Source organism: Biomaibacter sp. TOL (assembly GCF_059717795.1).
The window spans coordinates 1920307-1946796 of sequence record NZ_AP046092.1 but is presented as its reverse complement, the minus strand read 5'-3'; the positions used below and the strand labels follow the sequence as shown (position 1 = coordinate 1946796).

26 protein-coding genes and 3 tRNA genes are annotated in these 26490 nt (G+C 45.9%); 24 read left to right on the top strand and 5 right to left on the bottom strand.

What is annotated here, in order from left to right; genetic code table 11:
- Positions 1 to 123: 123 nt before the first annotated feature.
- The gene (locus AC6I1H_RS09770; protein ID WP_497737406.1) at positions 124 to 312 is read right to left on the bottom strand and encodes a hypothetical protein; all 189 of its coding nucleotides are present in this window, start codon (positions 310 to 312) and stop codon (positions 124 to 126) included.
- Positions 313 to 624: 312 nt separating this feature from the next.
- On the opposite strand from AC6I1H_RS09770, the gene AC6I1H_RS09765 reads away from it, so the two are divergent.
- The 11 genes from AC6I1H_RS09765 (at position 625) to AC6I1H_RS09715 (ending at position 10264) form a co-directional block, all read left to right on the top strand.
- The gene (locus tag AC6I1H_RS09765) at positions 625 to 2013 is read left to right on the top strand and encodes an NAD(P)/FAD-dependent oxidoreductase (RefSeq protein ID WP_497737405.1); all 1389 of its coding nucleotides are present in this window, start codon (positions 625 to 627) and stop codon (positions 2011 to 2013) included.
- A 76-nt stretch (positions 2014 to 2089) separates the two neighbouring features.
- Complete coding sequence (locus AC6I1H_RS09760; RefSeq protein WP_497737404.1) at positions 2090 to 3373, top strand: adenylosuccinate synthase; 1284 nt, start codon at positions 2090 to 2092, stop codon at positions 3371 to 3373.
- A 12-nt stretch (positions 3374 to 3385) separates the two neighbouring features.
- Positions 3386 to 3652: a YkoF family thiamine/hydroxymethylpyrimidine-binding protein gene (locus AC6I1H_RS09755; RefSeq protein WP_497737403.1), complete on the top strand. Its 267-nt coding sequence runs from the start codon at positions 3386 to 3388 to the stop codon at positions 3650 to 3652.
- 148 nt (positions 3653 to 3800) lie between these two features.
- Positions 3801 to 3876 (top strand) — tRNA-Lys (locus AC6I1H_RS09750).
- Between the two features lie 5 nt (positions 3877 to 3881).
- Positions 3882 to 3956, top strand: a tRNA-Glu gene (locus tag AC6I1H_RS09745).
- A gap of 212 nt (positions 3957 to 4168) precedes the next feature.
- Positions 4169 to 4243: transfer RNA gene (locus AC6I1H_RS09740), tRNA-Gly, on the top strand.
- A gap of 272 nt (positions 4244 to 4515) precedes the next feature.
- Entirely contained in the window at positions 4516 to 4785 is a 270-nt protein-coding gene (locus tag AC6I1H_RS09735) for a hypothetical protein (RefSeq protein ID WP_497737402.1), read from the top strand.
- The gene (locus AC6I1H_RS09730) at positions 4770 to 5780 is read left to right on the top strand and encodes a metallophosphoesterase (RefSeq protein ID WP_497737401.1); all 1011 of its coding nucleotides are present in this window, start codon (positions 4770 to 4772) and stop codon (positions 5778 to 5780) included. The genes AC6I1H_RS09735 and AC6I1H_RS09730 overlap by 16 nt, the downstream gene beginning before the upstream one ends.
- A gap of 360 nt (positions 5781 to 6140) precedes the next feature.
- Positions 6141 to 7646 (top strand): M1 family metallopeptidase, encoded by a 1506-nt coding sequence (locus AC6I1H_RS09725; RefSeq protein ID WP_497737400.1) that lies wholly within the window; start codon positions 6141 to 6143, stop codon positions 7644 to 7646.
- A gap of 226 nt (positions 7647 to 7872) precedes the next feature.
- The gene (locus AC6I1H_RS09720; RefSeq protein ID WP_497737399.1) at positions 7873 to 8769 is read left to right on the top strand and encodes a DMT family transporter; all 897 of its coding nucleotides are present in this window, start codon (positions 7873 to 7875) and stop codon (positions 8767 to 8769) included.
- Between the two features lie 118 nt (positions 8770 to 8887).
- On the top strand, positions 8888 to 10264 hold the full coding sequence (locus tag AC6I1H_RS09715) for a peptidoglycan DD-metalloendopeptidase family protein (protein WP_497737398.1): 1377 nt from the start codon (positions 8888 to 8890) through the stop codon (positions 10262 to 10264).
- Positions 10265 to 10352: 88 nt separating this feature from the next.
- Here the strand turns inward: AC6I1H_RS09715 and AC6I1H_RS09710 are convergent, their stop codons facing one another.
- Positions 10353 to 10802: a DUF441 domain-containing protein gene (locus AC6I1H_RS09710; RefSeq protein ID WP_497737397.1), complete on the bottom strand. Its 450-nt coding sequence runs from the start codon at positions 10800 to 10802 to the stop codon at positions 10353 to 10355.
- Positions 10803 to 11088: 286 nt separating this feature from the next.
- On the opposite strand from AC6I1H_RS09710, the gene AC6I1H_RS09705 reads away from it, so the two are divergent.
- From AC6I1H_RS09705 to AC6I1H_RS09695, 3 genes are read left to right on the top strand one after another with little or no spacing between them, the layout of a single operon-like run.
- Entirely contained in the window at positions 11089 to 12141 is a 1053-nt protein-coding gene (locus AC6I1H_RS09705) for an ABC transporter substrate-binding protein (RefSeq protein WP_497737396.1), read from the top strand.
- A gap of 12 nt (positions 12142 to 12153) precedes the next feature.
- Positions 12154 to 12930 (top strand): ABC transporter permease, encoded by a 777-nt coding sequence (locus AC6I1H_RS09700; protein WP_497737395.1) that lies wholly within the window; start codon positions 12154 to 12156, stop codon positions 12928 to 12930.
- A 1-nt stretch (position 12931) separates the two neighbouring features.
- The gene (locus tag AC6I1H_RS09695; protein WP_497737394.1) at positions 12932 to 13741 is read left to right on the top strand and encodes an ABC transporter ATP-binding protein; all 810 of its coding nucleotides are present in this window, start codon (positions 12932 to 12934) and stop codon (positions 13739 to 13741) included.
- Here the strand turns inward: AC6I1H_RS09695 and AC6I1H_RS09690 are convergent.
- Positions 13636 to 14946, bottom strand: a complete 1311-nt coding sequence (locus AC6I1H_RS09690) for an MFS transporter (protein ID WP_497737393.1) — start codon at positions 14944 to 14946, stop codon at positions 13636 to 13638. The genes AC6I1H_RS09695 and AC6I1H_RS09690 overlap by 106 nt on opposite strands.
- Positions 14947 to 15027: 81 nt before the next feature.
- On the opposite strand from AC6I1H_RS09690, the gene AC6I1H_RS09685 reads away from it, so the two are divergent.
- The 9 genes from AC6I1H_RS09685 to AC6I1H_RS09645 all read left to right on the top strand — a co-directional run bounded on the left by AC6I1H_RS09685 (position 15028) and on the right by AC6I1H_RS09645 (position 24128).
- Positions 15028 to 15291, top strand: coding sequence for a DUF2619 domain-containing protein (locus tag AC6I1H_RS09685; RefSeq protein WP_497737392.1), 264 nt, complete (start codon positions 15028 to 15030; stop codon positions 15289 to 15291).
- Between the two features lie 212 nt (positions 15292 to 15503).
- On the top strand, positions 15504 to 16325 hold the full coding sequence (locus AC6I1H_RS09680) for a peptidase MA family metallohydrolase (protein ID WP_497737391.1): 822 nt from the start codon (positions 15504 to 15506) through the stop codon (positions 16323 to 16325).
- Positions 16303 to 17007 carry a response regulator YycF gene (gene yycF, locus AC6I1H_RS09675; protein ID WP_497737390.1) on the top strand — a complete coding sequence of 235 codons (705 nt, stop codon included), beginning with the start codon at positions 16303 to 16305 and terminating at the stop codon, positions 17005 to 17007. Before AC6I1H_RS09680 ends, yycF begins: the two co-directional genes overlap by 23 nt.
- An 11-nt stretch (positions 17008 to 17018) precedes the next feature.
- Positions 17019 to 18803, top strand: a complete 1785-nt coding sequence (locus AC6I1H_RS09670; RefSeq protein WP_497737389.1) for an ATP-binding protein — start codon at positions 17019 to 17021, stop codon at positions 18801 to 18803.
- Positions 18804 to 18909: 106 nt separating this feature from the next.
- Complete coding sequence (locus AC6I1H_RS09665) at positions 18910 to 19302, top strand: hypothetical protein (protein WP_497737388.1); 393 nt, start codon at positions 18910 to 18912, stop codon at positions 19300 to 19302.
- 14 nt (positions 19303 to 19316) lie between these two features.
- Positions 19317 to 20594 (top strand): YycH family regulatory protein, encoded by a 1278-nt coding sequence (locus AC6I1H_RS09660; RefSeq protein ID WP_497737387.1) that lies wholly within the window; start codon positions 19317 to 19319, stop codon positions 20592 to 20594.
- Positions 20595 to 20599: 5 nt separating this feature from the next.
- Entirely contained in the window at positions 20600 to 21451 is an 852-nt protein-coding gene (gene yycI, locus AC6I1H_RS09655; protein WP_497737386.1) for a two-component system regulatory protein YycI, read from the top strand.
- A gap of 18 nt (positions 21452 to 21469) precedes the next feature.
- A complete protein-coding gene (locus AC6I1H_RS09650) occupies positions 21470 to 22771 on the top strand; it encodes a nickel-dependent lactate racemase family protein (RefSeq protein ID WP_497737385.1) in 1302 nt (433 codons plus the stop codon).
- A 208-nt stretch (positions 22772 to 22979) separates the two neighbouring features.
- Entirely contained in the window at positions 22980 to 24128 is a 1149-nt protein-coding gene (locus tag AC6I1H_RS09645; protein WP_497737384.1) for a DUF362 domain-containing protein, read from the top strand.
- Between the two features lie 47 nt (positions 24129 to 24175).
- Here AC6I1H_RS09645 and AC6I1H_RS09640 read toward each other — a convergent pair whose 3' ends face one another.
- Together AC6I1H_RS09640 and AC6I1H_RS09635 are read right to left on the bottom strand one after the other, a co-directional pair.
- The gene (locus AC6I1H_RS09640; protein WP_497737383.1) at positions 24176 to 24565 is read right to left on the bottom strand and encodes a nucleotidyltransferase domain-containing protein; all 390 of its coding nucleotides are present in this window, start codon (positions 24563 to 24565) and stop codon (positions 24176 to 24178) included.
- A complete protein-coding gene (locus AC6I1H_RS09635; protein WP_497737382.1) occupies positions 24525 to 24956 on the bottom strand; it encodes a HEPN domain-containing protein in 432 nt (143 codons plus the stop codon). The genes AC6I1H_RS09640 and AC6I1H_RS09635 overlap by 41 nt, the downstream gene beginning before the upstream one ends.
- A gap of 328 nt (positions 24957 to 25284) precedes the next feature.
- On the opposite strand from AC6I1H_RS09635, the gene AC6I1H_RS09630 reads away from it, so the two are divergent.
- On the top strand, positions 25285 to 26397 hold the full coding sequence (locus AC6I1H_RS09630; protein WP_497737381.1) for a S1C family serine protease: 1113 nt from the start codon (positions 25285 to 25287) through the stop codon (positions 26395 to 26397).
- The last annotated feature ends 93 nt before the right edge of the window (positions 26398 to 26490 follow it).

The following is a 26490-nucleotide window of genomic DNA, read 5'->3' as shown; positions in this document are numbered from 1 at the left end:
AAGAGCCGATGGAATTCGGCTCTTATTTGTGCTATTATTTTATTGTGCCGAATAGTGACTGAAAAGGAGCTGTTTTCATTGACATTCAGCATATAATAGTTAAATAGACTGGAAAAACGGTGACTATTCTCCTGGATATAACATGAGGTTCGGCCTGCTGGTGCCAGAAAATTCTCCTGACGTCTTTATGATTTTACCCCTGGCGATGCCGGTTTTCGGAATCATCTCTTCCGCCGCCTCGGCGTCGAATCCTAAATCCAGAGGCTTTACGGAATATTGGTTCACGTCAGTTACGGTAATTGTCCTGATCATGATTCACTGCCTCCTCGAATCATACTTTCTCTTATAGTATCTCAAAATGGAAAAATCAATATGCATAGCTTGCTGCAGGCGCGGAAGGTTTTTTCCACCGGAGATTAGCCCGGAGCCGAAGCCGGAACCAGCACCGAAAATAATAATATTTTAGATTATGTTTTAAATTAATTTATAACGCCCCTAATGTTCGCCGCTTTACGAATTATTATTATATATATAAATATATTATTCGGATTTTGTGTTGACTTTAGACTGACACTTTGATATTATTATTATTGCTGCAAAATCAAGCGGGAAAAGAGGGATCTTATGCCCGAAGAATATGACGTTATTATTGTCGGAGCCGGGCCCGCAGGGATTTTTACCGCCCTGGAGCTTGTTGATAAAGCACCGGGGATATCGGTGCTGATTCTTGAAAAAGGAAAGGACATAGAGGGGAGATTCTGCCCTTCGAAGGAAAAAAATGTGCCGTGCCGCCACTGCGTTCCATGTTCTATAGTAAATGGATGGGGCGGAGCCGGGGCTTTCAGTGACGGCAAACTCACCCTTACCACCGAATTTGGCGGTTGGCTTGACGAATACATGCCAAAAAGCGAAGTGGCGGAACTTATAGCATATGTTGATAAAATATTTTTGAGTTTCGGCGCCACCGATATTGTCCATGGCACCGACAGCCCTGTGATCAGGGAGATACAGCAAAAAGCCGCTACGGCGGATCTCAGGCTGATTCCCGCCAGAGTGAAGCACCTGGGAACGGAAAAGTGCTGGAACATACTCAAGGAAATGCGAAGCTACCTTGATACAAAGGTGGAGATAAAAACTTCCACTGAGGCGAAAACCATCTTGGTGGAAGACGGAAAAGCCGCAGGCATTGTCGCAGAAAACGGGGAAGTATTCCACGCAAAATATATTGTTTCGGTTCCGGGCCGGGAAGGTGCCGAATGGTTTGCGAAAGAAGCGGCGCGCCTTAAACTTGACATGAGCATAAATCCTGTGGACATAGGTGTCCGGGTGGAAGTGCCTGCCGTCGTGATGGAACATATTACGGATGCGGTTTATGAGTCCAAACTCATATATTATTCCAAATCCTTTGACGACAGGGTAAGGACATTTTGCATGAATCCATACGGCGAGGTGGTCATGGAAAACAACAGCGGCCTCATCACCGTCAACGGCCACAGTTATTCGGACAGAAAGACTTCCAATACCAATTTCGCCCTTTTGGTGAGCAAGACTTTCACCGAACCTTTCCGGGAACCCATTTCCTACGGCAAATACATAGCCGCTCTTGCAAACATGCTGGGCGGGGGCGTGCTGGTGCAGCGCCTGGGAGACCTTTTATCCGGCAGGAGGTCTACACCGGAGAGAATCAAAAGGGGCCTTGTGGAACCGACCTTGAAGGAGGCCACGCCGGGGGATCTGAGCCTGGTATTTCCCTACCGGCATCTTGTAAGCATACTTGAAATGCTGCAGGCCATGGATAAACTGGCCCCTGGCGTGTATTCCAACCATACTCTGCTTTACGGGGCGGAAGTCAAATTTTATTCTTCAAGGCCTGCTTTGAGTTCATCTCTGGAAACCCAGATTAAAAACCTTTTTGCCGCAGGCGACGGTGCGGGGGTAACCAGGGGGCTGGCTCAGGCGTCCGCTTCTGGAGTGGTGGTGGCCAGGGAGATACTGAATAGAATAAATAAATGATTTAACAAAAGGGGTTTCCTGCATCTTTTGTGCGGAAAATCCAACATATACTATTTTTAAGTTAGGAGTGACTTCAATGGCGGGTGTAGTAGTGGTTGGCGCCCAGTGGGGCGACGAAGGCAAGGGGCGTATTACCGATTATCTTGCCCGAAAGGCGGACGTGGTGGTGCGCTATCAGGGAGGGAACAATGCGGGGCACACGGTGGAAGTGGAATCAAAGCGGTACAAACTGCACCTTGTCCCCTCCGGTATATTGCACCCGGGCACCACGTGCATCATAGGCAACGGCGTGGTGATCGACCCTTTGGGCCTTATAGAAGAGCTGGATTATCTTGAACAAAACGGCGTTGAAGTAGACGCCCTTCGAATCAGCGACAGAGCCCATATCATCATGCCCTATCACGTGCTTCTTGACGATCTTGCCGAAAAAAGGAAAGGGGCCTATGAACTGGGCACCACCCGCAAGGGCATAGGCCCCGCCTATATAGACAAAGCGGAAAGAATGGGTATCCGCATGTGCGATCTTATGGATCCTCGGCTTTTTGAGGAAAAGCTGGAGCAGAACCTTGAAGCGAAGAATTACCTTCTGGAAAGGGTTTACGGGGTAAAAGGGTTTGAAAAGGGCCCGCTGCTGGAAAGTTACCTGAAGGCTGCCGAAAAGATAAAACCCATGGTCTGCGATACTACGGTAATCATATATGAGGCTGCAAAAGCGGGCAGGAACATACTCTATGAGGGCGCTCAGGGGACTTTGCTTGATGTGGACCTGGGCACATATCCCTATGTCACTTCATCCCACCCCATAGCCGGAGGCGTGTGCATAGGGGCCGGTGTGGGCCCCACATTGATAGACAGCGTGGTGGGCGTTGTGAAGGCCTACACCACAAGAGTGGGCAAGGGGCCTTTCCCCACCGAGCTTTTTGATTCCGTTGGAGATTACATCAGAGAAAAAGGTTATGAATACGGCACCACCACCGGTAGGCCCCGCCGCTGCGGATGGCTTGATGCGGTGATACTCAGGTTTGCGGTGAGGGTGAACGGCCTTTCGCACATAGCCATAACCAAGCTCGACACCCTCGGCGGCCTTGAAAAAGTTAAAATCTGTACGGGATACGAATACAGGGGGCAGATTCTAAAAGAATTTCCCGCAAGCCTCAATGTACTGGCGGAATGCACGCCCGTGTACGAAGAATTCCCCGGCTGGCCCGAAGACATATCCGGCGCTTCTGGATATGATGAACTGCCTCAAAGCCTTAAGGATTATGTGGAAAGGATAAAAGAACTGACCGGTACAGAAATATCTTTTGTGTCGGTAGGACCGGCCAGAGAACAGGGTTATGAACTGGTGAAGTTATTTTAGGGGGAATATATCATGATGTCGTGTCAGGTGTCTCTATACCCTTTGGGAACAAAGGATTATGAAAAAATAGTGCTTGAAGCTGTCAAAAGTTTGCCGGAAAAAGGCATTGAAGTGGACTTAAACCCGATGAGCACCCTGCTGCGCGGAGAAGATGAAAAAGTCTGGGAAGCCGTAAAATCACTTTACAAAACCGGCAAGAACTTCGGAGATATGGTGATGGTAATAACCTTATCGAATAGATGCGGTGCTGAATGTAAAAAAGCTGACATTTATAATTAATTTAACAGTGGTAGTTTTTTGAAATGCATTGCGGAAAGCCCTATATTAAGGTATATCTTTTGCTTTTCTATGCATTTTAAAAAAGATGCAGAAAGTATGGGTTGACAGTTTGATTGTTTTATAGTAGTATTATATTTGCGTTTTGTGTGAGCCATTAGCTCAGTCGGCAGAGCACCTGACTTTTAATCAGGGTGTCCCGCGTTCGAGTCGCGGATGGCTCACCATTTGTGGCCCCGTGGTCAAGTGGTTAAGACATCGCCCTTTCACGGCGGTAACGTGGGTTCGAATCCCGCCGGGGTCACCAAAATCAATGAAAATAAAATTTTCGGTATAGATATATAACTATGCCTATATTATTTTTAATATTTCAAAAAAATCCGCCTTCGGCGGTTAAGTAGAAGCAGCAGATATGAAATCTGAGGTCACGCGAAAGCCGCATGCCGAAGTGGAGGGTGTTTGTTTTGAACCTTGACTAATTCATTTATTTTGTTATAATTAAAATAGTTAAACTAATTTGCGGAAGTAGCTCAGTGGTAGAGCATCGGCTTCCCAAGCCGAGGGTCGCGGGTTCGAATCCCGTTTTCCGCTCCAGAAAAATCAAGGGTTCCGAGATTTTAGCTAAAAATCGGAGCCCTTTTTTGTTGCCATTTCTCAATATCTCATAAAGTTTTTATCACCTTAACCCTCCATTCCCCTGCTACCGCTGGCGACACGAATAGTAAATGAAAAGTTATTTTTCAAGATTATAGCAAAGATTTTGCAGATGTTCAGGCCATTAATGATATGTTAAAACTCTGGGAGAATGCAGATATGCATGGACTGTGATATAATATTCTTGAAATAATTTCATGGAGGTTTTAAATATGAGCATACCACAGGAAAGGATTTTTGAGCTACTGAAAAAATTACCTGATGAGGATAAAAAAGAAGCGTTGAATTTCGTGGAGTATTTATTATATGAAAAGAGAAAAAAAGCCTTGAAAGAATTTCTTGAAAGTGTCCCGGAAGAAGATGAGGAATTATCACCGGATGAAATTGAAGCTTTAAGGCATGCTGAAAACGATACATCGGAGCCAATGGAGAAAGTCGCGAGGGAGTTAGAAAGGAGAAATAAACAATGCGCAGCCGAATGATCCAGGGGTTTGCATTGGCCGGACTTATTGCTGCACTGATTATATTTGTAAAGCTCGGGGCAATCAAAACCACAGGCCTTTCTTTACAAAATCCTGAAGTCAATCTTACCGTTCTTGCAACCGCTGATTTACATGGAGGAATTCCGGCCAAACTTGCCCAATATATACAGGAGGAGAGAATTAAGGACAGAAACCTGATTCTGGTAGATGCCGGGGATTTTTACGACGCGGACAACGGAGACATCAGCAGTATACCGATGCGCCAATGGTTCAATATATGCGGCCCTAACAGAAACCATCAGCGGAGGATGCCGCCAATTGTACGGGAAATGGCTAAACAGGGATATGATGCTGTAGTGCTGGGAAATCATGAATTTGTGTCGAACAATAAGGATTATTTGGACGAATTGATTTTGGATTTTACGGATTATAATATACCGGTTCTGTCAGCCAACTTATATACTATATTAAACAATTACAAAGTCAATTATGTCAATCCCTATATTATAAAAGAAGTAGAAACGGACCGGGGAGTTGTAAAGGTTGGTATCCTGGGCCTTACTATCAAGCAAGTTGGAGAATCTAACGGTGCTAGAGAATTAAAAGATTTGCCACAATATAAGGGGACTTTGGAATTGACGGATATGGTTCAGGAAGTCAACAACAAAAAGTGGCCTGAATGCATGAGATATAGTGGGGCAGATATCGTCATAGCCGTGGTTCACGCCGGCGAAGAATCATCAAAATTTAAAAATCCCGGCAACAGGATTAAAGAACTGGCACAAAGTACCACCGGCATCGATGTTATTGTTGCGGCACATACCCATGTTAATATTCCGGAGCATAGGTACAAAAATAAATCCGGAGAAACCGTTATTGTTACGCAGCCCGGTAGATATGGGCAATATTGCTCCAAAATAAGTTTTACCTTATTAAAAAGAGATGGTAAATGGGATGTGATAAAAAAGAATAGCCTTACTCATAAAACCAGTTGAATTTATTCAAGGCAAAGCTAATGCCAGAAATATGTTGCGATACTAAATACTGCAACATGTAATTTAATGATCCCGGTGTAGAAACTAAGTCGCGGGTTCGAATCCCGTTTTCCGCTCAAAGGGCAGGGAAATTATATCCATCCTCGATATGATGTGTGAATGGGCCGATAAAAATGATTATTTTGGATATAAGATGAAATATAATTTATGCATGGAGGAAATCCAATAAGAAAAGATAAGAAGATATATCAAAAGTCGCAGGAATAAAGTAAAGAGCATTTTAATAATAATTAAAAAGGACGTACATTAAATTTGTCTTTAAAACAGATAAAAAAGCCTCTCGAAGAAAGGTGGATTTAAGTGGAGAAAAAAAGGCTTGGAATCATCGCTGCAGTATTTATACTGATGGCATTGGCTTTTTATAGTTTTTTTAGAGAGCCGTCCGATTTTGAGAATAGCGCTGCATGGCTAATATCAAAAGATTGCCCAAGATATACCATAGAAGCAAGTTTTTATCCCGATGACAAAAGGATAGATGGCAGCCAGATAGTAACCGTAAAAAATACGGAGAAGGTGGAACTTTCGGAGCTGTATTTCCATCTGTACCCCAATGCTTTTAAAACCCCGGATACAGCCCCGTTTCCGCGGCACGAAATGCAGTCGGCTTATCCCGAAGGGTTTTCTCCTGGATACATAAACATCAAGAAAGTGTCGGCGTCTTCGGGACCGCTGGAGTATGAAGTAGAAGACACCCTGCTGAAAGTTGTGCTGGATAAGCCTTTGAAACCGGGCGGAAGCATAAGTCTCACCATGGAATTTACGGAGATTATTCCGCCTTCTTACGGCCGCTTCGGTTACGGGAAAAACACATTAAATATAGCCAACTGGTATCCCATCCTGGCAGTCTATGATGAGAACGGCTGGAATAAGGACCCTTACTATGCGATAGGGGACCCTTTTTACAGCGACGCCGGACTTTATGAGGTAAAAATAAAGGCTCCATCGGAATACACCATTGCGGCCAGCGGTTATGTCGAAGATAAAAGGCAGGAGGGAAGCTCCTCGATATGGACTTTCAAAACCGGGCTTGTACGGGACTTTGCTTGGGTGGCAAGCACCAGGTTCAAGACCTTTTCGAAAGAGGTCGGTGGGGTAAAAATAACATCCTTTTATATAAAGGAAGATGCACCATATGGAGAAAAAGCCCTGGGATACGCGGAAAAAGCCATGAAATTTTTCAGCGAATTTTTCGGGCCGTACCCCTATAAAGAATATGCCGTGGCGGCTTCGGACTTTTATATAGGCGGCATGGAATATCCCAATCTGGTCATGATAGGGCGCCAGTTCTACAACGAGGGTGATATGCTGGAATATGTGGTGATACACGAGACCGCCCACCAGTGGTGGTACGGCCTCGTGGGCAACAATGAAGTGAGGGAGCCGTGGCTCGATGAGGCGCTCGCAGAGTATTCCACGGTTTTGTATTATGAAAACGTCTACGGCAGAAAGACCGGCCAGAGGATTTATGATGACTTTATATTAAACCCGTATAAATTTTATGAGCAGACCAACCAGAGCCAGAAAATTGGCCCCGTTTTAAGGCCTCTGGCGGACTTTAACAGCTGGGGGGAATACGACGCCGTAGTGTATTCCCGGGGCGCTATTATGTTAAAGCAGTTGGAAAGCAGTATCGGTGAAGAAAAATTCCGCGACGCGATGCGCTTTTATTTCAAACAAAATATTTATAAAAACGCCACCACCGCAGATTTTATAAAAGCCGTAAACAAAGCCACCGGCGCCGACTGGACGGACTACATATACAATAAAATGTTAAAAAACGAAGAGCCTCTACAAAAAGCCGCATGATGAGATGCGTGAAGTGAGAGATTGGATGTGAGAATCGTGGTCTTCCGGCATCCGAAATGGCATCGAAACCAGTGACAGAATGTGAAGTGCGAAATGAGATGTTGCAAATAGCTGCAGTGATGTCGGGAAAGCTTGGGCAAGAGAAAAACCACTGCACCAGCGCTGTATGCTGAATAATTGTAATTGAGTTTAAAAATTTGGAAAATGTCAGAAGGGAGCTGAGGTTGTGAACCATTATAGAAAGGGCATTTTACTCACCGCCCTGGGTACTGTTTTTTTCGGGACAAGCCCTGTTTTCACGAGGCTTGCGGCGGGTCTTTCGGTTGGAGAAATAGCTTTTTTCAGGATGTTTTTGGGTGCGATTTTTATTCTGGTTATTTCCTGGGCTGCAGGCGTGGACATTTCTCTTGAGAGGCGGGATGTGCCCAAATTTATTGTATACGGCCTGATTACTTCCTTTCATTTTCTTTTTTATATAGGATCGGTAATGTACACCACCATCGCCCATTCCCTGAGCCTGGTTTATACTGCCCCCATCATGATCACGGTGCTCACCGCGGCTATATTGAAAGAAAAAATACCGGCCTATAAATACATAGGTATAATTATAGTAATATTGGGAATTATTATCTTAGCCGGATTTGAACCCCAGCTCACCGGCAAGATGATTCTTGGCGACATTATGGCGCTCGCGTCAGCTCTGTGCCTAGCCCTCTATTCGGTGGCGGGCCGCAGGGAAAGGAACAACTATCCGCTTTTAAAATATGTATTCTGGGTCTATTTGCTGGCAGCGCTTTTTTTGCTTCCTTGGGCCTTTATGCAGTTTACATGGCCGAATACTTTGAAACAATGGGGAGCTCTGGTAATGCTTGGGCTTTTGCCCACGACACTGGGCCACACTCTGTATAACGCCGGGCTCAGGTACATTCACCCGACATATGCAAATCTGATTTCCACTCAGGAAGTTACCGGCGGTGTGGTGCTCGGGTTTTTGTTTCTGGATGAAATCCCCAGCAAAAACTCAATTGTGGGCATTTTCGTAATGTTTACCGGACTTTTCCTGGTTTTAATCCAGAAAAAACAGCAAAATAAATTATATTTGAGGAAGGAAAATCTGAGTTGATATCGAATATAATATATTACAAATATGTTACAATTACATTACATTAATATTACCAAATATATAGGCCCGGTCTGATAATCCGGGGGGAAATAAAAAACTTTACGAAAGGAGTGGGGGGATGAAGTTACCCAGACTGGGGGGTTTTTACTTCTGGGGCAGAGCAGACAATAAGAGGAAGATACTCATCATTGCTTTGTGCTGTGCGCTGACCGTGTTATCGATTATAACATTTATCATAAATCGGAGCGTCTATGCGGTGAGCGTGGATGGTAAAACCCTCGGGAATGTAAGCGACAGGAAAATCATAGAAAGGATAAAAGACGATTTAAAATCAAAATACCGGGATAGATTGGGAGCGGACATCGAGTTTACCCAGGATATTCAGGTTACACCCATCAAAGCTCTGGGGCAAAGAGTCGATACGGAACAGGAACTTTTGGAAAAACTCGATAAAGTTCTTTCCGTTCAGGTTAAAGCCGTAGCCATTGAGATAGACGGGCAACAGATAGCTCTGGTAAAAGACAAAAAGGCCGCCGATGCGGCGCTTCAGGGTGTCAAAGATTACTATGTAAATATGACGCCGGGAGAGCTGGTAAAAATCGAAGTGTCAAACGGCGTAAAACTTATTGAAAAGTTTGCAAATCCGGACAAGATAATGACCGCCGAGGCTGCAAAGGCCCTTATTTTAAAGGGCGCTGTGGAACTTGCGACATATAAGGTCAAGCAGGGAGACACCCTCTGGGATATAGCAAAAGAACAGAATATACCCTTGGACGAGCTTATAAAAGCAAACCCACAGTTAAAGTCAGAGGACAGGCTGGCTCTGGGTGAAGTTATCAACCTCAAAGCGGTAAAGCCGCTCCTGAACATCACCGTGACGAAGAAAGTTACATACCAGGAACCCATAGCTTATAAAACTGAGATAGTAAAGGACGATACCCTGTGGAAATGGGACCAGAAGGTGAAGCAACCTGGCGAAAACGGCACCAGGGAAGTGGCAGCGCAGGTCGTATATAAAAACGGTATAAAAGTGGGCCAGCAGATTCTCGGTGAAAAAGTTCTGAAAGAACCCGTGACCCGAATAGTCGCCCGGGGTACCAGAGCCCAAGTGGCATTCAGAGGCAGCGGAAGATTCCTCTGGCCGCTGGTTGGAACGATAACCTCTCCCTTCGGACGCAGGGGCAGGGAATTTCATACGGGTATAGATGTAGCCGCAGATAGAGGCACTCCCATAAGGGCGTCCAACGCCGGGACAGTGACATTTGCCGGACGCAAAGGGACGTATGGGAATCTTGTCATCGTCGACCACGGCGGAGGATATGAAACTTGGTACGCCCATGCTAGTTCAATACTGGTGTCGGTGGGCGACAGGGTTGAAAAGGGGCAGGAGATTGCTACCGTAGGAACCAGTGGAAGGACCACGGGCCCTCACGTGCACTTTGAGGTGCGCCTCAATGGAGAGCCGCAAAATCCGTTGAGCTACCTGAATAAATAAAAAACCGTTATATTTGGCTGCTTAAAATATGATAGAAATTTTTGCTGGGAAAAGGATCGGCGTAGCCGCTTATGCGGCCAGCCGGTCTTTATATTTTTTTTACCAGATTGATAATAAAAGCTGCAAGGCCTGCCGCCACAAGAGGTCCTGTCGGAATGCCCCTGAAAAAGGCTGTGCCCACGATGGAACCCATGAGAAGCCCTATCATGACCCCCGGGAAACCCTTCATAAGCTCAATACCGTCCCGCGCCATGACCGCTGATGCGATTCCAACCATAAAGGATATCACACCCTCCAGAGTAAATATATTTTCATAGACATCTCCGGCAAGAATTTTTCCTGTCGCAAGAGGCATGAGCGCTCCTGTCACAAGAAGTATTACGCCAACATCGAGGATAATGTTTTGAGATGACGGGGCCACTGGGAGCAGCTCCACATATGAGAAAATTATAAGTATTGCGGAGGATACGCATATGAGCCTGTTTCTGCTCAAGAGCCCCAGCGCTAAAATCAAAAACAGCAGCGAATACGGTTTCAAATTCAACGCCTCCCGCAAGAAGTGTAGCGTCAGGTAGAGGATGGACGCATGAAATATCACGGAACCGTTTTTTAATCCCCACATAGATATATGAGTTTTCCGCCATACTTATGCCTCCAACAATTCTTAACCAAACATATTTTGATTCTAGTTTAGAAATACGTCGCTGGCGGTTTATGACGGCCAAAGGCAACACCGATTTTATACAAAAAATCATATTTAAAAATTCACCGCTACCTGTCCCAAAAAATATTATGTTATAGATTAATTTTTTGGAGGGGATAGGATGTTTTTAGCAAAAAGAACTTTTGTTGCGTTGATGCTGCTTTTATGTTTTTTGGGAGTGGCGTTCCTGTCGGGCTGTTCGGGGAAAATCGACGGCGCAAAGGCTGCCCCGCCGGAAAAGACCCGACAGGTGATCCGTGTGGCAAGGCAGTTCGGCCTGGTCTATGCTCCGTTAATGGTGGCCGAAAAGAAAGATTTCTTTTCAAAATACGGCCTCAAAGTGGAATGGATCACCCTGGGTTCCGGAGGAACGGTGCGGGAAGCCATGGCAGCCAATGAACTGGATGCCGCCTTCATGGGCATTCCTCCGTACCTTATAGGCTGGGACAAAGGATTGCCTGCGAAAATTGCCGCCGGGTATACGGTATCACCGGTTTCACTGGTGACTTACGATCCGGATATAAAGACGATAAAAGATTTTAAACCGGAGCACAAGATTGCTTTGCCTTCCCCCGGCAGCATCCAGCATATCCTGCTGGCTATGGCGCTAGAAAAAGATACCGACAATCCAAACGCTCTGGATGACAACCTTGTAGCCCTTCCCCATCCCGATGCCTGTCAGGCTATGCTTGCCAGAAAGGATGTGGTAGCCCACTTTGCCACGCCTCCTTATCTTTTTGAGGAGCTTTCCCAGCCCGGATACCATGTGGTGCTGAATGGATTTGAAGCGTTCGGAGGGGACTTTAATTTCAATGTGGCACTGGTTACGGAAAATTATCATGACAAAAATCCGGAAGGTTACGCAGCCTTTGTCATGGGGTTGAATGACGCCATGAACTGGGTAAATGAAAATAAGGAGGAAACCGCTGAGCTTCTTGCGCCGGATTTCAAGCTGAATAAGGGAAAACTGCTGGAATATTTGAAGGCCGACGGTACAAACTTTACTACGGCCCCGTACGGCCTTATGGGGTTTGCCGGGTTTATGAAAAAAGCGGGCTATATATCGAAAGTTCCGGAAAAATTATCGGACATAGCGTGGGAAAACATTTTGGCCCAGATTGGAAAAAGAGAAGGAAAGCCTTCAATACTTGAGGATTTGCAGCAGTCAAAATAGGGGGGATCGCAATTGAAGGAACTTTTTTCCAGGGCGGCCTTTATAATTGTGCTCGCTTTTGTCTGGGAACTTATGAGGATGGCAGGCCATTATTCCGAACTTCTGCTGCCAGGCGTTGCCGGCATTGGAGAAGCCCTATGGCAGGAAAAATGGGAGATCCTGGGTAAGACTATATTTTCATTAAAAATAATTGCGGTGGGCCTATCGCTGGCTGTTATCCTGGCAGCGGCGGGTACCGTTTTATCCATGAGCGGCAGAATATTTTCGGAAATCATAAGCGATTTTATGGCCATTATGCACCCTCTGCCCGGAATTGCCGTCCTGCCGGTAGCCATTCTGTGGTACGGCATCGGTATAAAGGCCATCCTTTTCGTTGTGGTTTTTTCTGCCATATGGCCTCTGCTAAATCATTTTTACACCGGGTTTCGTTCAATACCGGCAAATCAACTGGAAGCGGGAAGGAATCTGGGGCTGTCGGGCGTGAGACTCGCCCTTTCGGTAATGCTCCCGGCATCCTTCCCTCATATTCTCGGAGGGCTGCGCACAGGCTGGGCACGGGCCTGGCAGGCTTCGGTGGCGGCAGAACTGGTATTCGGCGCTGCCGGGGGAGACGGGGGTCTAGGATGGTTTTTGTACAAAAAAAGATTTATGATGGATACCCCGAGCGTATTCGCTGGTATGACGGTCATAATATTCATCGGTATAGCTGTGGAACACCTCATATTTGCCGGCATCGAGAAAAACACCGTAAAAAAGTGGAAAACTATAGTGGACTGGGGAGGCTTTTGAAGTGAGCGCAATCCTGAATGTTTTGGGGATCACCAGGATATATGAGCCGGGCAAAAGAATAGTATCCGGCATCGAAAACATCAGCTTCAGCGTTGAACAAGGCGAATTTGTCAGCGTCATAGGGCCATCGGGCTGTGGCAAAACCACACTTTTAAGATGCATAGCGGGATTTGAAAAGCCCGACAGCGGTCGGGTAACGCTTGGTGGAAAGACTGTGGCAAAGCCGGGGCCGGACCGCTTCATGATTTTTCAGGGCCTTGACCAGCTTTTTCCATGGCTTACCGTGGAGGAAAACATCAGCTTTGCCATGAAGGCTGTGGGCAGGGGAACAAAAGGTGTGAAAATTGCCGAAAATAGCAGACATTACCTTGAAATGGTGGGACTTTCTGGATACGGCGGCCGCTATCCATACCAGCTCTCCGGCGGCATGAAACAACGGGCTTCTATTGCCCGAGCGCTCTCGGTAAAACCGCAGCTTCTATTGATGGATGAACCCTTCGGCAGCCTGGACGCCTTCAGCCGTCGGGCCATGCACCATGTGCTGCTGAAAGTATGGGAAAGAACCGGGGTGACAATAATTTTTGTCACCCATGACGTAGAGGAAGCCGTGGATTTATCCGATCGCATCCTGGTCTTTTCGTGTGCCAGGCTCAAAGCCGAAGTAAAAAATCCCCTGCCCAGGCCCCGGGAACGCGGCCAGTCGGCCTACCGCAGCTTTCTTTTGAAAGTAAGCGGCCTTCTCGAAGAAGAATCCAGGCCGGAGGCCGGTTTTGAGAAAGCTTCCGAGCCGGAAGCCACCGTGGCTTTTTGATTTTCCTCTGGGGTCAGAATTTTTTTCTGGTCGATGAAAGCCGCACAGAAAGCAAGCGCAAGAATTGAGGCCATTGCCGCCGCAATGACTACCGGCCTCGTGCCAAAATTTTCTGAAAGGCCATAAACGGGAGGGCCCATAGCCACTCCGAAAAAGCGCAGACTGCCGTAAAGGCATGTGATGATGCCTCTCCTTTTGGTGCTGCAGGATCCGGCCACCAGCGCGTTTACCGGCGTCATCACCAGCCCTACGCCCGATCCCAGCAAGCAGAGCGACAGAAACATCGTCCACGTGTTCCGGGCAAAGACAAATAAACCCTGAGAGGCAGTTATAAGAACGAGCCCTCCCGAAATAAAGATTTTTAAACCCCTGTGTTTTATTCGCATAAGGATTACGCCGAGTATAAATGACAATATTGCCATAATGAACACGGGTCCCGCCATTATTAATCCTTTTTTCAATCCGAATATGCCGAACCTTTTTTCCAGGATGTCCGAGTAAAGCGACAGGATGCCGAAAAGGGAAAAAAGAGCCGTCATTCCCGCATAAAAACTGGACAACAGCCCCGGAGCCTTTTGCCGAAAGATTTGTTTTACGGCATCCAGGTAATTTGAAAAAGGCTGTTTTTTAAACTCCGCTTTTTCTTTCACGAAAAGAAAAATGGCGACAGCTGTGGGTATGGCCAGGAAACCGTAGGCAAAAAAGGGGAAGTACCATGAGACAAGGGCAAAGGCGGCTCCAAGCACGGGGCTTGCCACCTTGCCCAGGCCGTTGGAAGCTTCAAGAAGGCCGAGGGCATAAACCCTTTCCCGGGATTTGAAGGTGTCCCCGACGATGGCCATAGCCAGTTGATATGTGCCGCCGGCGCCGACGCCTTGTATGATCCGTCCGGCTAGAATCCCCCAGAAAGGCGGTTTCAGGGCAGCGGCCGAGATGCCCGCCACTATGCCCCCCAGCCCGTAGAAGAGCAGCGCCGGAGCCATCACCATTCTGCGGCCCATCTGGTCTGAAAGGATGCCGGCAAAAGGTATAACAAGGCCTGCGGGTACCGAAAAGGCGGTTATCATGAGGCCAGCCTGAAACTGGTTTATGCCTACAGCCTTTTTTATTTGCGTGAGTACCGGAATGAGCATTGAATTGCCCAGCACCATGATGAAAGGCACAAGGCACAGGAGCGCCACCTGTAATTTTGAATCTTTTTTCAAACATCACATCTCCCTTTTGCGCATATATTTAAAATGTCCGGTAGACTAAATTCGTATTCACCGATAAAAAGGAGGAGGACCATGAATCCGTATATCATATCCATGGCAGCGATAAGATTTGTTTCTTCCATAATAGAATTTTTCGCCGCTCTTTTGTTTTTGCGTTCAAAAGAGGTGGAGCAGGTCCTGCGCATAAACGCTCTGCTGGGGTTCATAGGCCCCGCGATATTTGCCGGGGTCAGCTTCCTGGGCATTTGCGCCGTGGCGGGCAGGGCATCAATGACAAAACTAATCATCATTTTCGCCGGAGTTATACTCGTGCTGATTGGTACTTCTTCTAAATAATGTCGATTATCCCAGAAATTTGTAATATTTTTGTAATATAACCGTTACAATTTCTTAATAATAATCAATTATAATAATAGATGAAAACAGTCAGCAACAACAAAACGATCCCCCCTTTGAAAAGGCGGCAAATTGCCGCTTTTTTTTTAATATTTTTCCAGTGAAATTCCTTTTTAAATCTTATATAATTATTATAAGGGGGAGGGAGCAACATGAGAAGGAAGACAATTCTCCTGGCGACGGTGGCGCTTTTATTCCTGCTGTTGGCCGCAGGAGTTTATTTTTATAAGGAAATAAATATATACGGTTTTAAATTGAAAGGGTTTGACTCGCTGGTTACTCCGCATTTCGACATACTGTTTCTGCCGGAGGACAGGAATGAAGTCGAGGCAGTGGCGAAGGCGGCGGAAAAGGCTTATGCGGAAGTGGGCAGGGACTTTAACTTTTTCCCGAAAGACAGGATCCCGATAGTAATTTTCCCCGACAGCCGGAGTCTACAGCAAGTCTTCAACTGGCCGGCCGACGAGAGCACACAGGGCGTTTACTACAGGGGCATTATATATATACAGGCTCCGGGGGCGTGGATTGACGATACCCGGAACATTGAAGAAATATTCTATAATAAGGGGCCCATGGTGCATGAGTATACGCATCTGGCGGTCGACAGGCTGACCGGCGGAAACTACTCCCGCTGGTTTACCGAAGGCGTGGCCCAGTATGAGGAGGAAAGAATCACCGGATACAACCTGGCCCAGGACTTTGATATCGACAGAAGCGAATTGTATTCTCTGGCCGAGATAGTTTCCAGTTTCGATGAACTGCCCGATGTGCCCAAAGCCTACATTCAAGCCCTGGATATGACCAGAGCTCTTGCGGGGAAGGACGGCATTCGGGAAATAAGGAACATTCTTGATGAATTGAGCAGAGGGGCTTCAGTAGATGAGCTTTTCTTTCAGAGGGTGGGAAAGCAGCCTTTTGAAGGAAAAACTCATCTTGTGACGAATATTATTAATGGGGGTGATCACATTGAATGAAACCGTGCTCGTGGTGGATGATGAAAAGCCGATCGTGGATATTTTGAGATATAACCTGATAAAAGAAGGTTACAATGTTCTTATGGCTTACGATGGCGAGGAGGCCCTAAAAGCCGCAGAAACCGGCAATCCGGATCTGGTGCTGCTTGACATCATGCTTCCGAAAATTGACGGGTTTTCGGTGTGCAAAAAACTCAGAGAAAAGATGACATGTCCCATAATAATGCTTACGGCCAAAGGAGAAGAAGTGGACAAGGTGCTCGGGCTTGAGCTGGGAGCCGACGACTATGTCACTAAACCCTTCAGCATGAGGGAACTCATGGCCAGGGTTAAGGCCAACCTCCGCAGGAATATGCTGGCGGAACCCGCCGGTCAGCAACAGGTTATAAAGGTGAAAGATCTGGAACTGGACCTTCGGAGCTATCAGCTCAAGAAAAAAGGGGTGCCTCTGGACCTCACCTTCAGAGAGTTTGAACTTATAAAATTTCTGGCAACTCAGGCGGGCCAGGTGTTTTCAAGGGAAAAACTGCTGGAAGAGGTGTGGGGTTACGAATATTACGGCGATATCCGAACCGTGGACGTTACGGTTAGAAGGCTTCGGGAAAAGGTGGAAGACGATCCGGCGAACCCGATTTACATATTGACCAAACGGGGTATCGGATACTATTTCCTGAAGCAATAGGAGGCTGTCAGGTGTTTAGAAGCATCCAGTGGAAATTGGTCTCCATATATATACTCCTGATACTTCTGGCCATGGAAGTGGTGGGGGTATATCTGGTCCAGTCTATTGAAAAATATCATGTGAACAAACTTTCAGACGACCTTGACATAAAAGCCCAACTTATGTCCGACATGGTGGAAAGGTATCTGTATCCTATTCCCCGGGAGCAGGATATAGACGACCAGGTAAAATGGTGGCAGCAGTCGGGGACCGAAACAAACTATATCGCGATTCTTGACGAGACCGCTGGCGTAATTACGTCGAGCGATGAGACGAGGTTTCGGAAGGGCGAAAAATTGCTGACTCCCGAAATAACCCAGGCCACCTTCGGGAATAAAGCGCGCGATATCCGGGAAGACACCAGGAGCAAGATAAGATATATGTTCCTGGCCTACCCGGTGAAAAACGGGTCCCGGGTGGTGGGCATTATTTACCTCGTTTCTTCAATGGAGAATATATATAAAACCATAGGCGACATCAAGGCGATATTGCTGGTCGCAACTCTTCTGGCCCTTCTAGTTACCGGCATACTGGGATATTTCCTTTCAAAAACAATCACCGGTCCGATTCAGGAAGTGACCAGGAATGCCGCCCTTCTAGCGCAAGGCAATTTTGACCACAAGATTCAGGTAAGGTCCGATGATGAAATAGGCAAACTTACCGGCATGTTTAACTTTCTTACGACGCGACTTAAGGATACAATGGAAGAAATCTCCGACGAAAAAGAAAAAATGGAGGCAATCCTCATCAATATGGCGGATGGTGTGATAGCCTTAAACAGCAAGGGTGAAGTGATTCATATAAACCCAGCCGCCCGTCGGTTGCTTTCCATCAATCAAGACCCTATGGGAGAAGACTTTCAGCCGGTTTTAAAAGACCTGTTCAAAATCAATCTGGAAGAATTTCTCTGTGAGGATGTAATATCCCGGGAAATATCTGTCAAAAATAAGGATACGGTAATGAAAACTATTATAGCTCCGCTCAAGAGGGAAAGCCGAATAATCGGCATCATCCTTGTTCTACAGGACATAACCAAGCAGGTCAACCTGGAAAATATGCGCAAGGAATTCGTAGCAAACGTATCCCACGAACTCAGGACTCCTCTTACTACAATAAAAAGCTACGCAGAAACCCTTCTGGACGGAGCCATGGATGAACCTTCCATAGCGCGCCAGTTTATCGGCGTCATCAATAACGAGGCCGAACGCATGACCAGGCTCGTGAACGACCTGCTAGAACTTTCGCGCCTAGACAATAAGGAGATACGGTGGAAAAAGAGGCTTATTTCGCCTTCAGGAGTATTGAAGGATGTAATCTCGAAAATGATGGTAAACATAAATAAAAAGAACCTCACCCTGGAAACGAACATATCAGACAACTCGACGGACATTTTTGCCGACAGGGACAAAATTGAACAGGTATTTCAAAACATCCTGAGCAATGCCATAAAATATACTCCCGAGGGAGGCAGGATTTTTATCGGACAGGATAAAACCTCCGACATGGTGAGGATAGTTTTTGCCGATACAGGAATCGGCATTCCGAAAGAGGATCAGCCCCGCCTTTTTGAGAGATTCTACCGGGTGGACAAAACCCGTTCCCGGGAGCTGGGAGGTACCGGATTGGGGCTTTCCATAGCAAAAGAAATAGTGGAAGCGCATGAAGGCAGCATCACCATAGAAAGCGAACCCGGCCGGGGCACACAGGTAATAATACTCCTTCCTGCAGCTGAAAAAAATACCACGCCAAATGTGTAATTCATTTTTAATCGGTCTGTAATATGTTTGTAATATTTATCATTTAAACTAAATAATAGAAACAGGAGCATTTTTTCAACTACCGATTTGAAAAGGGAGACTTAAAATGAAAAGGGTATTACTGATCATATTAACTGTAGTGCTTTTAATAATATTTTCTCCCTACGCCATGGCCGAATCTGTCACATTGAATGAGCCAAAGGACAATCTCATGACTACCTATGACTCCATTGTGGTATCTGGCGAGGCGCTGCCGGACGCCAGCATTTACGTTCTTGTCAACGGACGTTCCCGGGCCAGGCTTTCCGTAGGCGCAGCAGGCATTTTCCTGACCCAGGTGCCTATTTCTGGGAAAGAAAGCATTATTACCGTAAGGGCGGTTCTGCCGTCCGGGAAAAGCGAAACTGTATCTCGAAGAGTATATAAAATAGACGGATCCGAATTGCCAGAACTGGAATCTCTTATTCAGACAATAAAGACCTTCCTTATCTTAAAATAAAAGGCGGTGCCTCCATGACAAGAGACTCTATCCTGGGATGGATTCTTATCTTAGTGGTTGGCCTAAGCCTTTTTCTTTCTTTTGCAATATGGTCCAGGATTCCCGGAGAACAATCTGTTCAAAAAGACGTTCAGGAAGAAAAAAAAGTAGATTTAATGACAATAGCAAGTCCCGGCAAGATTCTGGTTCACATGGGCAATACGTCTCATACGCTTATTTTACCTTCGTCAGCCTTTTATGATAAAGTCTGGAACTATTCAGCTAAAGCCCTGTCCGCCGTGTGGGGCGGAGGAAAAGCCGTGCCCGTCGACATAGGGGCAGATCTTTTCGAGCAAAGGACTGGTCTGGAGGTGGTATTTACCACTCCAATGCCGGTTTCTTTTGTTAAACGGCTCTTTAATATAGAATCGGGCGATGACGCGACATATGATAATACAACGCTCGCTTCATGCGGTTTAATAGAAGACGGCGGCCTGTGGGCATATCTGAAAGGCGGCGATGGGCGGTATTACAGGATAAATAAAAACGCTGATTCCGGGGAACTTCTGGCGCTTATAAAAGAGATATCCTCATCCAACCCGCCGCTGTTTGCCACCATTCCTCCGGGCAACACCCGTCTCAAAATTGCAAGGGGTATCTATGTGCCGCTGCAGCCATATATCCTCTCTCAATATGGATTAAAACATGAGAAAGTTATAAACGACCGACTGGCGGCAAAATTCTTTGATGATTTTTCGGTTGTTCGCAAGATTGAGGAAACGGATGGAGCGTTCATATATACCGATGGGCAAAAAGCGCTTCGCATTTACCATGACGGCACTCTGGAATACAGTTATCCCGGCGTGAAGGAGCAAAAAAGAAACGTTTCTTTCTATGACGCCCTTAAAACGGCACTGGACTTTATAAGTGCCCATGGAGGCTGGCCGCAGGGAGGCTTTCTGTCGTCGTATGATGTTTCAAATCAGGGCGCGAGCGGCAATTTGTACAATTTTAAATTCGGTATAAGAATAAACGGATATCCCATAGTCAGTGATAAGGAATATCTATCCGTGACTGTAGACGGCAGTCAGATAAAAAACTATTATAGAAATATGACGGGCGCCGATAAACCCGGCAAAATGACAGAAATGATTTCGCCCATAAAAGCCATAGACATAGCCGTTTCTACGAGAAGCATAAAAAGCATGGAAGATATTTACGCGGGATATATGTTGAATAACGATGAATATATACCTGTCTGGGTTATAAAATCTCAGGGTCACGAAGTAATAATACGGAATTTACCGGAGTGATTTGTTTGGACTGGCGCAGAGCCACAATAATACTCATCGCTTCCTTCATTGTGCTGAACATAATACTGGCTGTAAACCTGTGGTTTAAAGAAAGGCCTGCAGACGAGTTTGTACTTACCCAAAATCAGCAGCGGGAAATTGAGGCCCAACTGTCCAGAAAGGGAATCAGACTGGAAGTGAAGATTCCTGAAAAGGGAATACCGCAGGCTTTTCTGGAGCTGGGATATAAAAAGGTCGATACCCAGAAAGTTCTGGAAAACTTTCTGGGTAAAGGGGTGAAACCCCGGGTAGAGCAGATCCAGGGGGGCAGGAGTTACACCCTGGACAATCGACAGCTGATAATAATGGATAATGGAATTATAACCTATTTTAATAAAGGGAACGGTAACGCTTCTAAAGGACTGACCCGGCAGGAGGCGGAAGCCGAGGCCCTGGAATTTATTAAAAGTCACGGCGGCCTTCCACAGGAAGCCGTTCTTAACAGCGTCACTTATGATGATAAGACCGCAAGCTTCCTTATAGAATATGTGAGAAAATATGACGGTTTTTTTGTCGCAAACAGTTATATAGATATTCTGGTGTCTCCTTCTGGAATAAAAAATTACTATCAGAGCTGGCTCAACATTTACGGTTACAGAGGGAAGAAAAGAGCGGTGATTTCTCCACTTGCCGCGATTTTAAGAATGGCAAGCGAGAAAAATAATACGGATTCGATTGTTATCACCGGGGTAGAGCAGGGTTTTTACTCCAAATTTTACGATGCGGAAAGGTGGCAGGCCGCTCCGGTATGGAAAATAGGCTTGCAGAACGGGGATGTATACTATGTGAATGCGTACACCGGAGAGCTTGAACAATAAGAGTCCAAAGGAGTTGAGTTGAATAATAACATGCTGTCAATGAATCTAAAGTACGGAAAAGGCGAGATGAAGCTTGAAATCAATGAAAAGAATGTCCTTGCGGTGCTGGAGGGAAAAAATGTCCCGGCTGTTGACGACGAGATGCAGGCGGTAATAGACGCCATGGCAAATCCCATCAAGTCGCCGACAATAGACAGGATTGTAAAGCCCGGGGATAAGGTGACCATCATCGCCAGCGATATCACCCGCAGCGTAAAAAGCCGGACAGTGATGCCCATCATTGTTTCTGAACTGAACAGGTGCGGTATAAACGATGAGGATATAACAATAGTCGTGGCCACAGGAACCCACAGGGGGCATACCGGGGAGGAGCATGAATATTTATTTGGAAGGGATATAGTATCCAGAATCAGGCTGGTAGACCACAATTCCCGGGATGAAAAATCCCTAACATTTATCGGCAATACTTCCAGGGGAACACCGGTATATATAAACAGGATTGTGGCTGAAGCGGATAAGGTGATTCTCACTGGAGGCATAATGTACCATTCAATGGCGGGATTTGGTGGCGGCAGAAAAAGCATATGCCCGGGAGTGTGCGGCTTTAACACCATACAGAAAAATCACAAACTCATGTTGAATCCCATTGAAAAGGGCGGAGGAATAGATCCCAGGGTGGGCCTCGGAAAGATACTTGAAAACCCCATGGCAGCCGACATGGCAGAGATTGCGGACATGGTAAAACCTGATTTTCTTGTGAATGTAATTTTAAATGATGACGGTAAGATGGTGAAAGTTGTGGCGGGGGACTATAAACTGGCCTTTGAGGAAGGCTGCCGTTTTGCACAAGATGCCTTCAGCGTACCAGTAAACGAAACCGCGGACGCGCTTATCCTTTCCTGCGGAGGATTTCCCAAAGACATCGATCTGTATCAGGCTACCAAAGCGATTGAAAACGCCATGTATGTTGTGAAAGATGGTGGCATGGTGATGCTGCTGGCGGAATGTCCCGACGGCATAGGCCATGAGGGATTTTACCATATAATAACCGGCTTTGACACCAGGCGGAGGCGGGAAGAATCACTGTGGGATGAATTCACCATAGCCAAAGCCGTAGGGTATATCCTTACCCTGGGCCTGGAGCGTTTTGATGTGATTCTGGTGTCGAAGATGAACGAAAAAATAGTGCGGGATATGGGCATGATTCCGGCTTCAAGCATGAATGAAGCTATCGAAATCATAAAAAACAAGCTGGGAAACGATTTTAAAGCCTATATCATTCCACATGCTTCGACCACCGTGCCGGTTTTAGAAAAATGAAATCGAAACATTTCCCGGGAAATATAAAAATATAAGCAAAAAAAGGTCGCAATTTGCGGCCATTAAAGCATAATTCAATATAAAATTGTGATATAATACTATTAGCCCAAAAGGCAAGAGAGAAAGTAATCTAAAATGTTTGCATTTATAGAAAAGATGTAAAAACATTAAACCAGTGATTTGATTGCGATATAAGGAGGATACCTTTGTGAAGAGTAAGGTTTATTTTGCTGATGCCAGGGTAAGAAGCTATGACTACAAGTACAGCTTTGTGGCCAAATTCGAACAGATACTGCAGATGATAGACTTTAATTCCTTTATCAAGAAAGACGATTATGTGGCCATAAAGACCCATCTGGGTTCGTATGGTGCCCACCGCATTGTGAGGCCCATATTTTTGAAAAAAGTCGTGGATAGCGTCAAAGAAGCCGGAGGCAGGCCTTTTGTGACCGATACTGTACGGATTCCCGGCTTGGAGTACCTGGACGTGGCCAACATGGAAGGGATAAACCACCTTTCGGTGGGAGCTCCGGTTATAATGGCGGACGGCATATTCGGTCGGGATCAGATAAAAGTGAAGAGCGGCCCGATTTTAAAGGAAATAGGGGTAGCTTCGGCCATATATTATGCCCCGGCGATGATAGTGGTTTCTCACTGCAAAGGCCATATCGGTGCAGGTTACGGCGGAGCCATCAAAAACCTGGGCATGGGCGGCATCAGCTGCAAAGACCACCGCGGTGAAGCCGAGCGCGGAAGGATACATATGGAGGAGAAAAAACACCTGGAATGGGTGGAGGAAAAGTGCATACGCTGCGGACAATGCGTAAATGTGTGCCCCCACGGAGCCATCAAACTCGAAGACGGCCGCATAGTAATAGATGTTTCAATATGCGTAAAATGTGCCCGGTGTGCAAGAGTATGTGAACAGAAGGCGCTGGAGGTGCCCATCACTGAAGAGGGATTCCAGAAGGGCCTGGCAGAAGCCGCTTATGCAGTCGTTTCCACCTTTGAAAAGGGAAGGATACTTTATATAAACTTCATCACCGAAGTGCAGCCCGAGTGCGACTGCATGCCCATGGCCGACACTCCTCTGGTGCAGGATCAGGGTGTCATGGTTTCCCACGATATCGTGGCCATAGACCAGGCTTCTATTGACATGATAAACAGTGCTGAACCCCTGCCACAGTCCAAAGCCGCAGAAAAGAATGTGAAAAAGGGAGACAACATATTGAAAACCGTCACGGGAAAGGATGCCCAGCTTCACATAGATGCAGCTTTCGAACTGGGCATGGGCAGCAAAGAGTATGAACTCATAACAGTGTCGGAAAAAGACATGCCCGAAGGCGAAGGGTATTAGGGGAATATCATATCCAATTAATAGCCGCCGCGATTTTTTGCGACGGCTTATTTTTGTAATGAATTTATCCCGTCTAAGACTTTATCCCAAATACCATCATCATAGATTAAGATACCCTGTTCGACGGCTTCTACAGCTATCGGGTTTTTCTTTTTATATATGGAAATAAATTCTTCAATTTTATATCCTTTTGGTTCTATTGCATCAAAGACATAATCATAGAGAAGTTCAATTCTCTTTTTATACACATCAGGCATTTTGTCCGATATTAATACTACATCAACATCACTTGCATCATTAAAGTCCCCTCTTGCCACCGATCCAATCACCACCGCACACATAGGCTTTAAAACTTTACTGATATTACCTGCAAAACATGTAGCCTCATATATTAAATTATTCCTCTTTTCCTTTCTTATCTCCATTGCAGTGTTCATTTACATATCCCTCCACGAAAGCCAGTATTTTTTGAGCATATTCAATGGAAAGCTTTGAATCTTCTTCATCATAATACTCATAAGGACTGCCCTGGGGATATGCATCGGGGTAACGAGGTTGAATATAGTCTCTATCGAGCTTTCGCGCCCATTTCATATAATCTTCTGGCTTTTCTATACCTGCCTTATCAAGTTCATAAGATAATTTGACAAGGGAATGTCCTACTACAGAAATACCAAAAGCCTTCAACAGTGCCTTTATTCCTAATTCAGCAGCTTGTTGTGCCTTAAAACAAGCCCAGGAATAATCCCCATCTTTGATATCTCTATATGATGATCTCAATGTGTGTTCTGCCTGATTATACCACCTACTATACTCCTCCATGTCCATAAAATCACCTTCTAGCTTTATTTTATCAATAGTATTAATATTCCAAACTTACCCATACCATATTTATTAATTTCATTATATAATTTTGATTTCCGTTATACAACATCTATTTCTTTAAATGCGTAGGAAAGCAAAGATAATCCTTAAGATATGGCTTTCCGTAACGCATTTCAAAAAAACTACCGCTATTTAATTGCTTTATAATAAAGGCTTTTTTTTGATATTATCCCCCCGGATAAAAAGAATAAAAAAGGTGACAATTATAATGTATTACAATAAATATCTTTAGATTTGACTAACAATCCAAAAATAACGGCAGGTGTAAAAAATGCAAAATGAAAAGTATTCCAGGAAATCATCATCGGAGTTCAGAAAAATCCTCATGATAGCAGTCCTTTGTTCGTTCATTGGGGCACTGGCAGCTGCAATTATTACCACATCCATTCTGTACGGCAGGCAGCCTTCCTCAAACAAAACTGCCCCTCAAACCCCAAAAGTGATTCAAAATCAAGAACAGCCTATTCCGGCAATCGCCAGGGAAGTGACGCCCGCGGTGGTGGGCATAGTCACGGTGAGCATTGACTATGACTTCTTTTACCGCCCCATCAGGACAGAAGCGGTGGGGTCCGGGGTTGTCGTGAATCCCGAGGGATATATCATAACCAACGACCACGTGGTGGGCAATGCGAACGAGATAACGGTTTTCCTGAATGACGGGAGAAAATATAAAGCTAAACGGCTTTATACTGACCCTGAACTGGACCTTGCCGTTATAAGAATAGACGCCAAAAACCTGACTTGCGCAAGGCTGGGGGATTCGGACAGGGTGGTGGTGGGAGACCTGGCGGTGGCCGTAGGCAATCCTCTGGGCCTCACATTGCAGCGGACCGTCACCGCAGGAATAATCAGTGCAAAAGGCCGCACAGTGATGGTAAGGGACCGGCGGGGCGAGGTGCTCATGCAGGACCTGATCCAGACAGACGCGTCCATAAACCCGGGCAACAGCGGCGGCCCCCTTGTAAACGGCAGCGGTGAAATCATAGGCATCAATACCATAAAAGCTTCTCAAGCAGAAGCCATAGGATTTTCAATTCCTGTAAATATCGTAAAACCCATTTTGAAAAGCGTTCTTGAAAAGGGAAGGTTCGACAAGCCCTATCTCGGTATAGAAGGAATTGACAAAGACATGGCAAAACTCATGAATGTGAATATAAATGTTGACAGCGGAATATACGTGGTGAATGTGGAAAAGGACAGCCCTGCAGATGGGGCAGGCATAAAAAAAGGCGACATCATAATAAAACTTGCGGGCACCAGGATCGATTCTATGGCAAAATTGCGCAAGGTAATGTATAATCTTGATATAAATAAAAAATATGACATTGAGCTTTACCGAAATGGATTTCACATCAGAACAAAAATTGTGCTGGCTCCACGGTAAATTTTACATTCCAGCGGTGAGCCGGTTCTTTGGTATAAAAATCCAGAGACAACGCCGAGCTATTGGACACTGCAGCAAACTTTGATAGATCCT

Bases quoted from the DNA above. Each gene is read 5' to 3' on its own strand.
- AC6I1H_RS09705 (WP_497737396.1), top strand. From the start codon at position 11,089: ATGTTTTTAGCAAAAAGAACTTTTGTTGCGTTGATGCTGCTTTTATGT.
- AC6I1H_RS09760 (WP_497737404.1), top strand. From the start codon at position 2,090: ATGGCGGGTGTAGTAGTGGTTGGCGCCCAGTGGGGCGACGAAGGCAAG.
- AC6I1H_RS09640 (WP_497737383.1), bottom strand. From the start codon at position 24,565: ATGAACACTGCAATGGAGATAAGAAAGGAAAAGAGGAATAATTTAATA.
- AC6I1H_RS09660 (WP_497737387.1), top strand. From the start codon at position 19,317: ATGACAAGAGACTCTATCCTGGGATGGATTCTTATCTTAGTGGTTGGC.
- AC6I1H_RS09755 (WP_497737403.1), top strand. From the start codon at position 3,386: ATGATGTCGTGTCAGGTGTCTCTATACCCTTTGGGAACAAAGGATTAT.
- AC6I1H_RS09665 (WP_497737388.1), top strand. From the start codon at position 18,910: ATGAAAAGGGTATTACTGATCATATTAACTGTAGTGCTTTTAATAATA.
- AC6I1H_RS09765 (WP_497737405.1), top strand. From the start codon at position 625: ATGCCCGAAGAATATGACGTTATTATTGTCGGAGCCGGGCCCGCAGGG.
- AC6I1H_RS09680 (WP_497737391.1), top strand. From the start codon at position 15,504: ATGAGAAGGAAGACAATTCTCCTGGCGACGGTGGCGCTTTTATTCCTG.
- yycF (WP_497737390.1), top strand. From the start codon at position 16,303: ATGGGGGTGATCACATTGAATGAAACCGTGCTCGTGGTGGATGATGAA.
- AC6I1H_RS09630 (WP_497737381.1), top strand. From the start codon at position 25,285: ATGCAAAATGAAAAGTATTCCAGGAAATCATCATCGGAGTTCAGAAAA.
- AC6I1H_RS09635 (WP_497737382.1), bottom strand. From the start codon at position 24,956: ATGGACATGGAGGAGTATAGTAGGTGGTATAATCAGGCAGAACACACA.
- AC6I1H_RS09735 (WP_497737402.1), top strand. From the start codon at position 4,516: ATGAGCATACCACAGGAAAGGATTTTTGAGCTACTGAAAAAATTACCT.
- AC6I1H_RS09685 (WP_497737392.1), top strand. From the start codon at position 15,028: ATGAATCCGTATATCATATCCATGGCAGCGATAAGATTTGTTTCTTCC.
- AC6I1H_RS09715 (WP_497737398.1), top strand. From the start codon at position 8,888: ATGAAGTTACCCAGACTGGGGGGTTTTTACTTCTGGGGCAGAGCAGAC.
- AC6I1H_RS09730 (WP_497737401.1), top strand. From the start codon at position 4,770: ATGCGCAGCCGAATGATCCAGGGGTTTGCATTGGCCGGACTTATTGCT.
- AC6I1H_RS09770 (WP_497737406.1), bottom strand. From the start codon at position 312: ATGATCAGGACAATTACCGTAACTGACGTGAACCAATATTCCGTAAAG.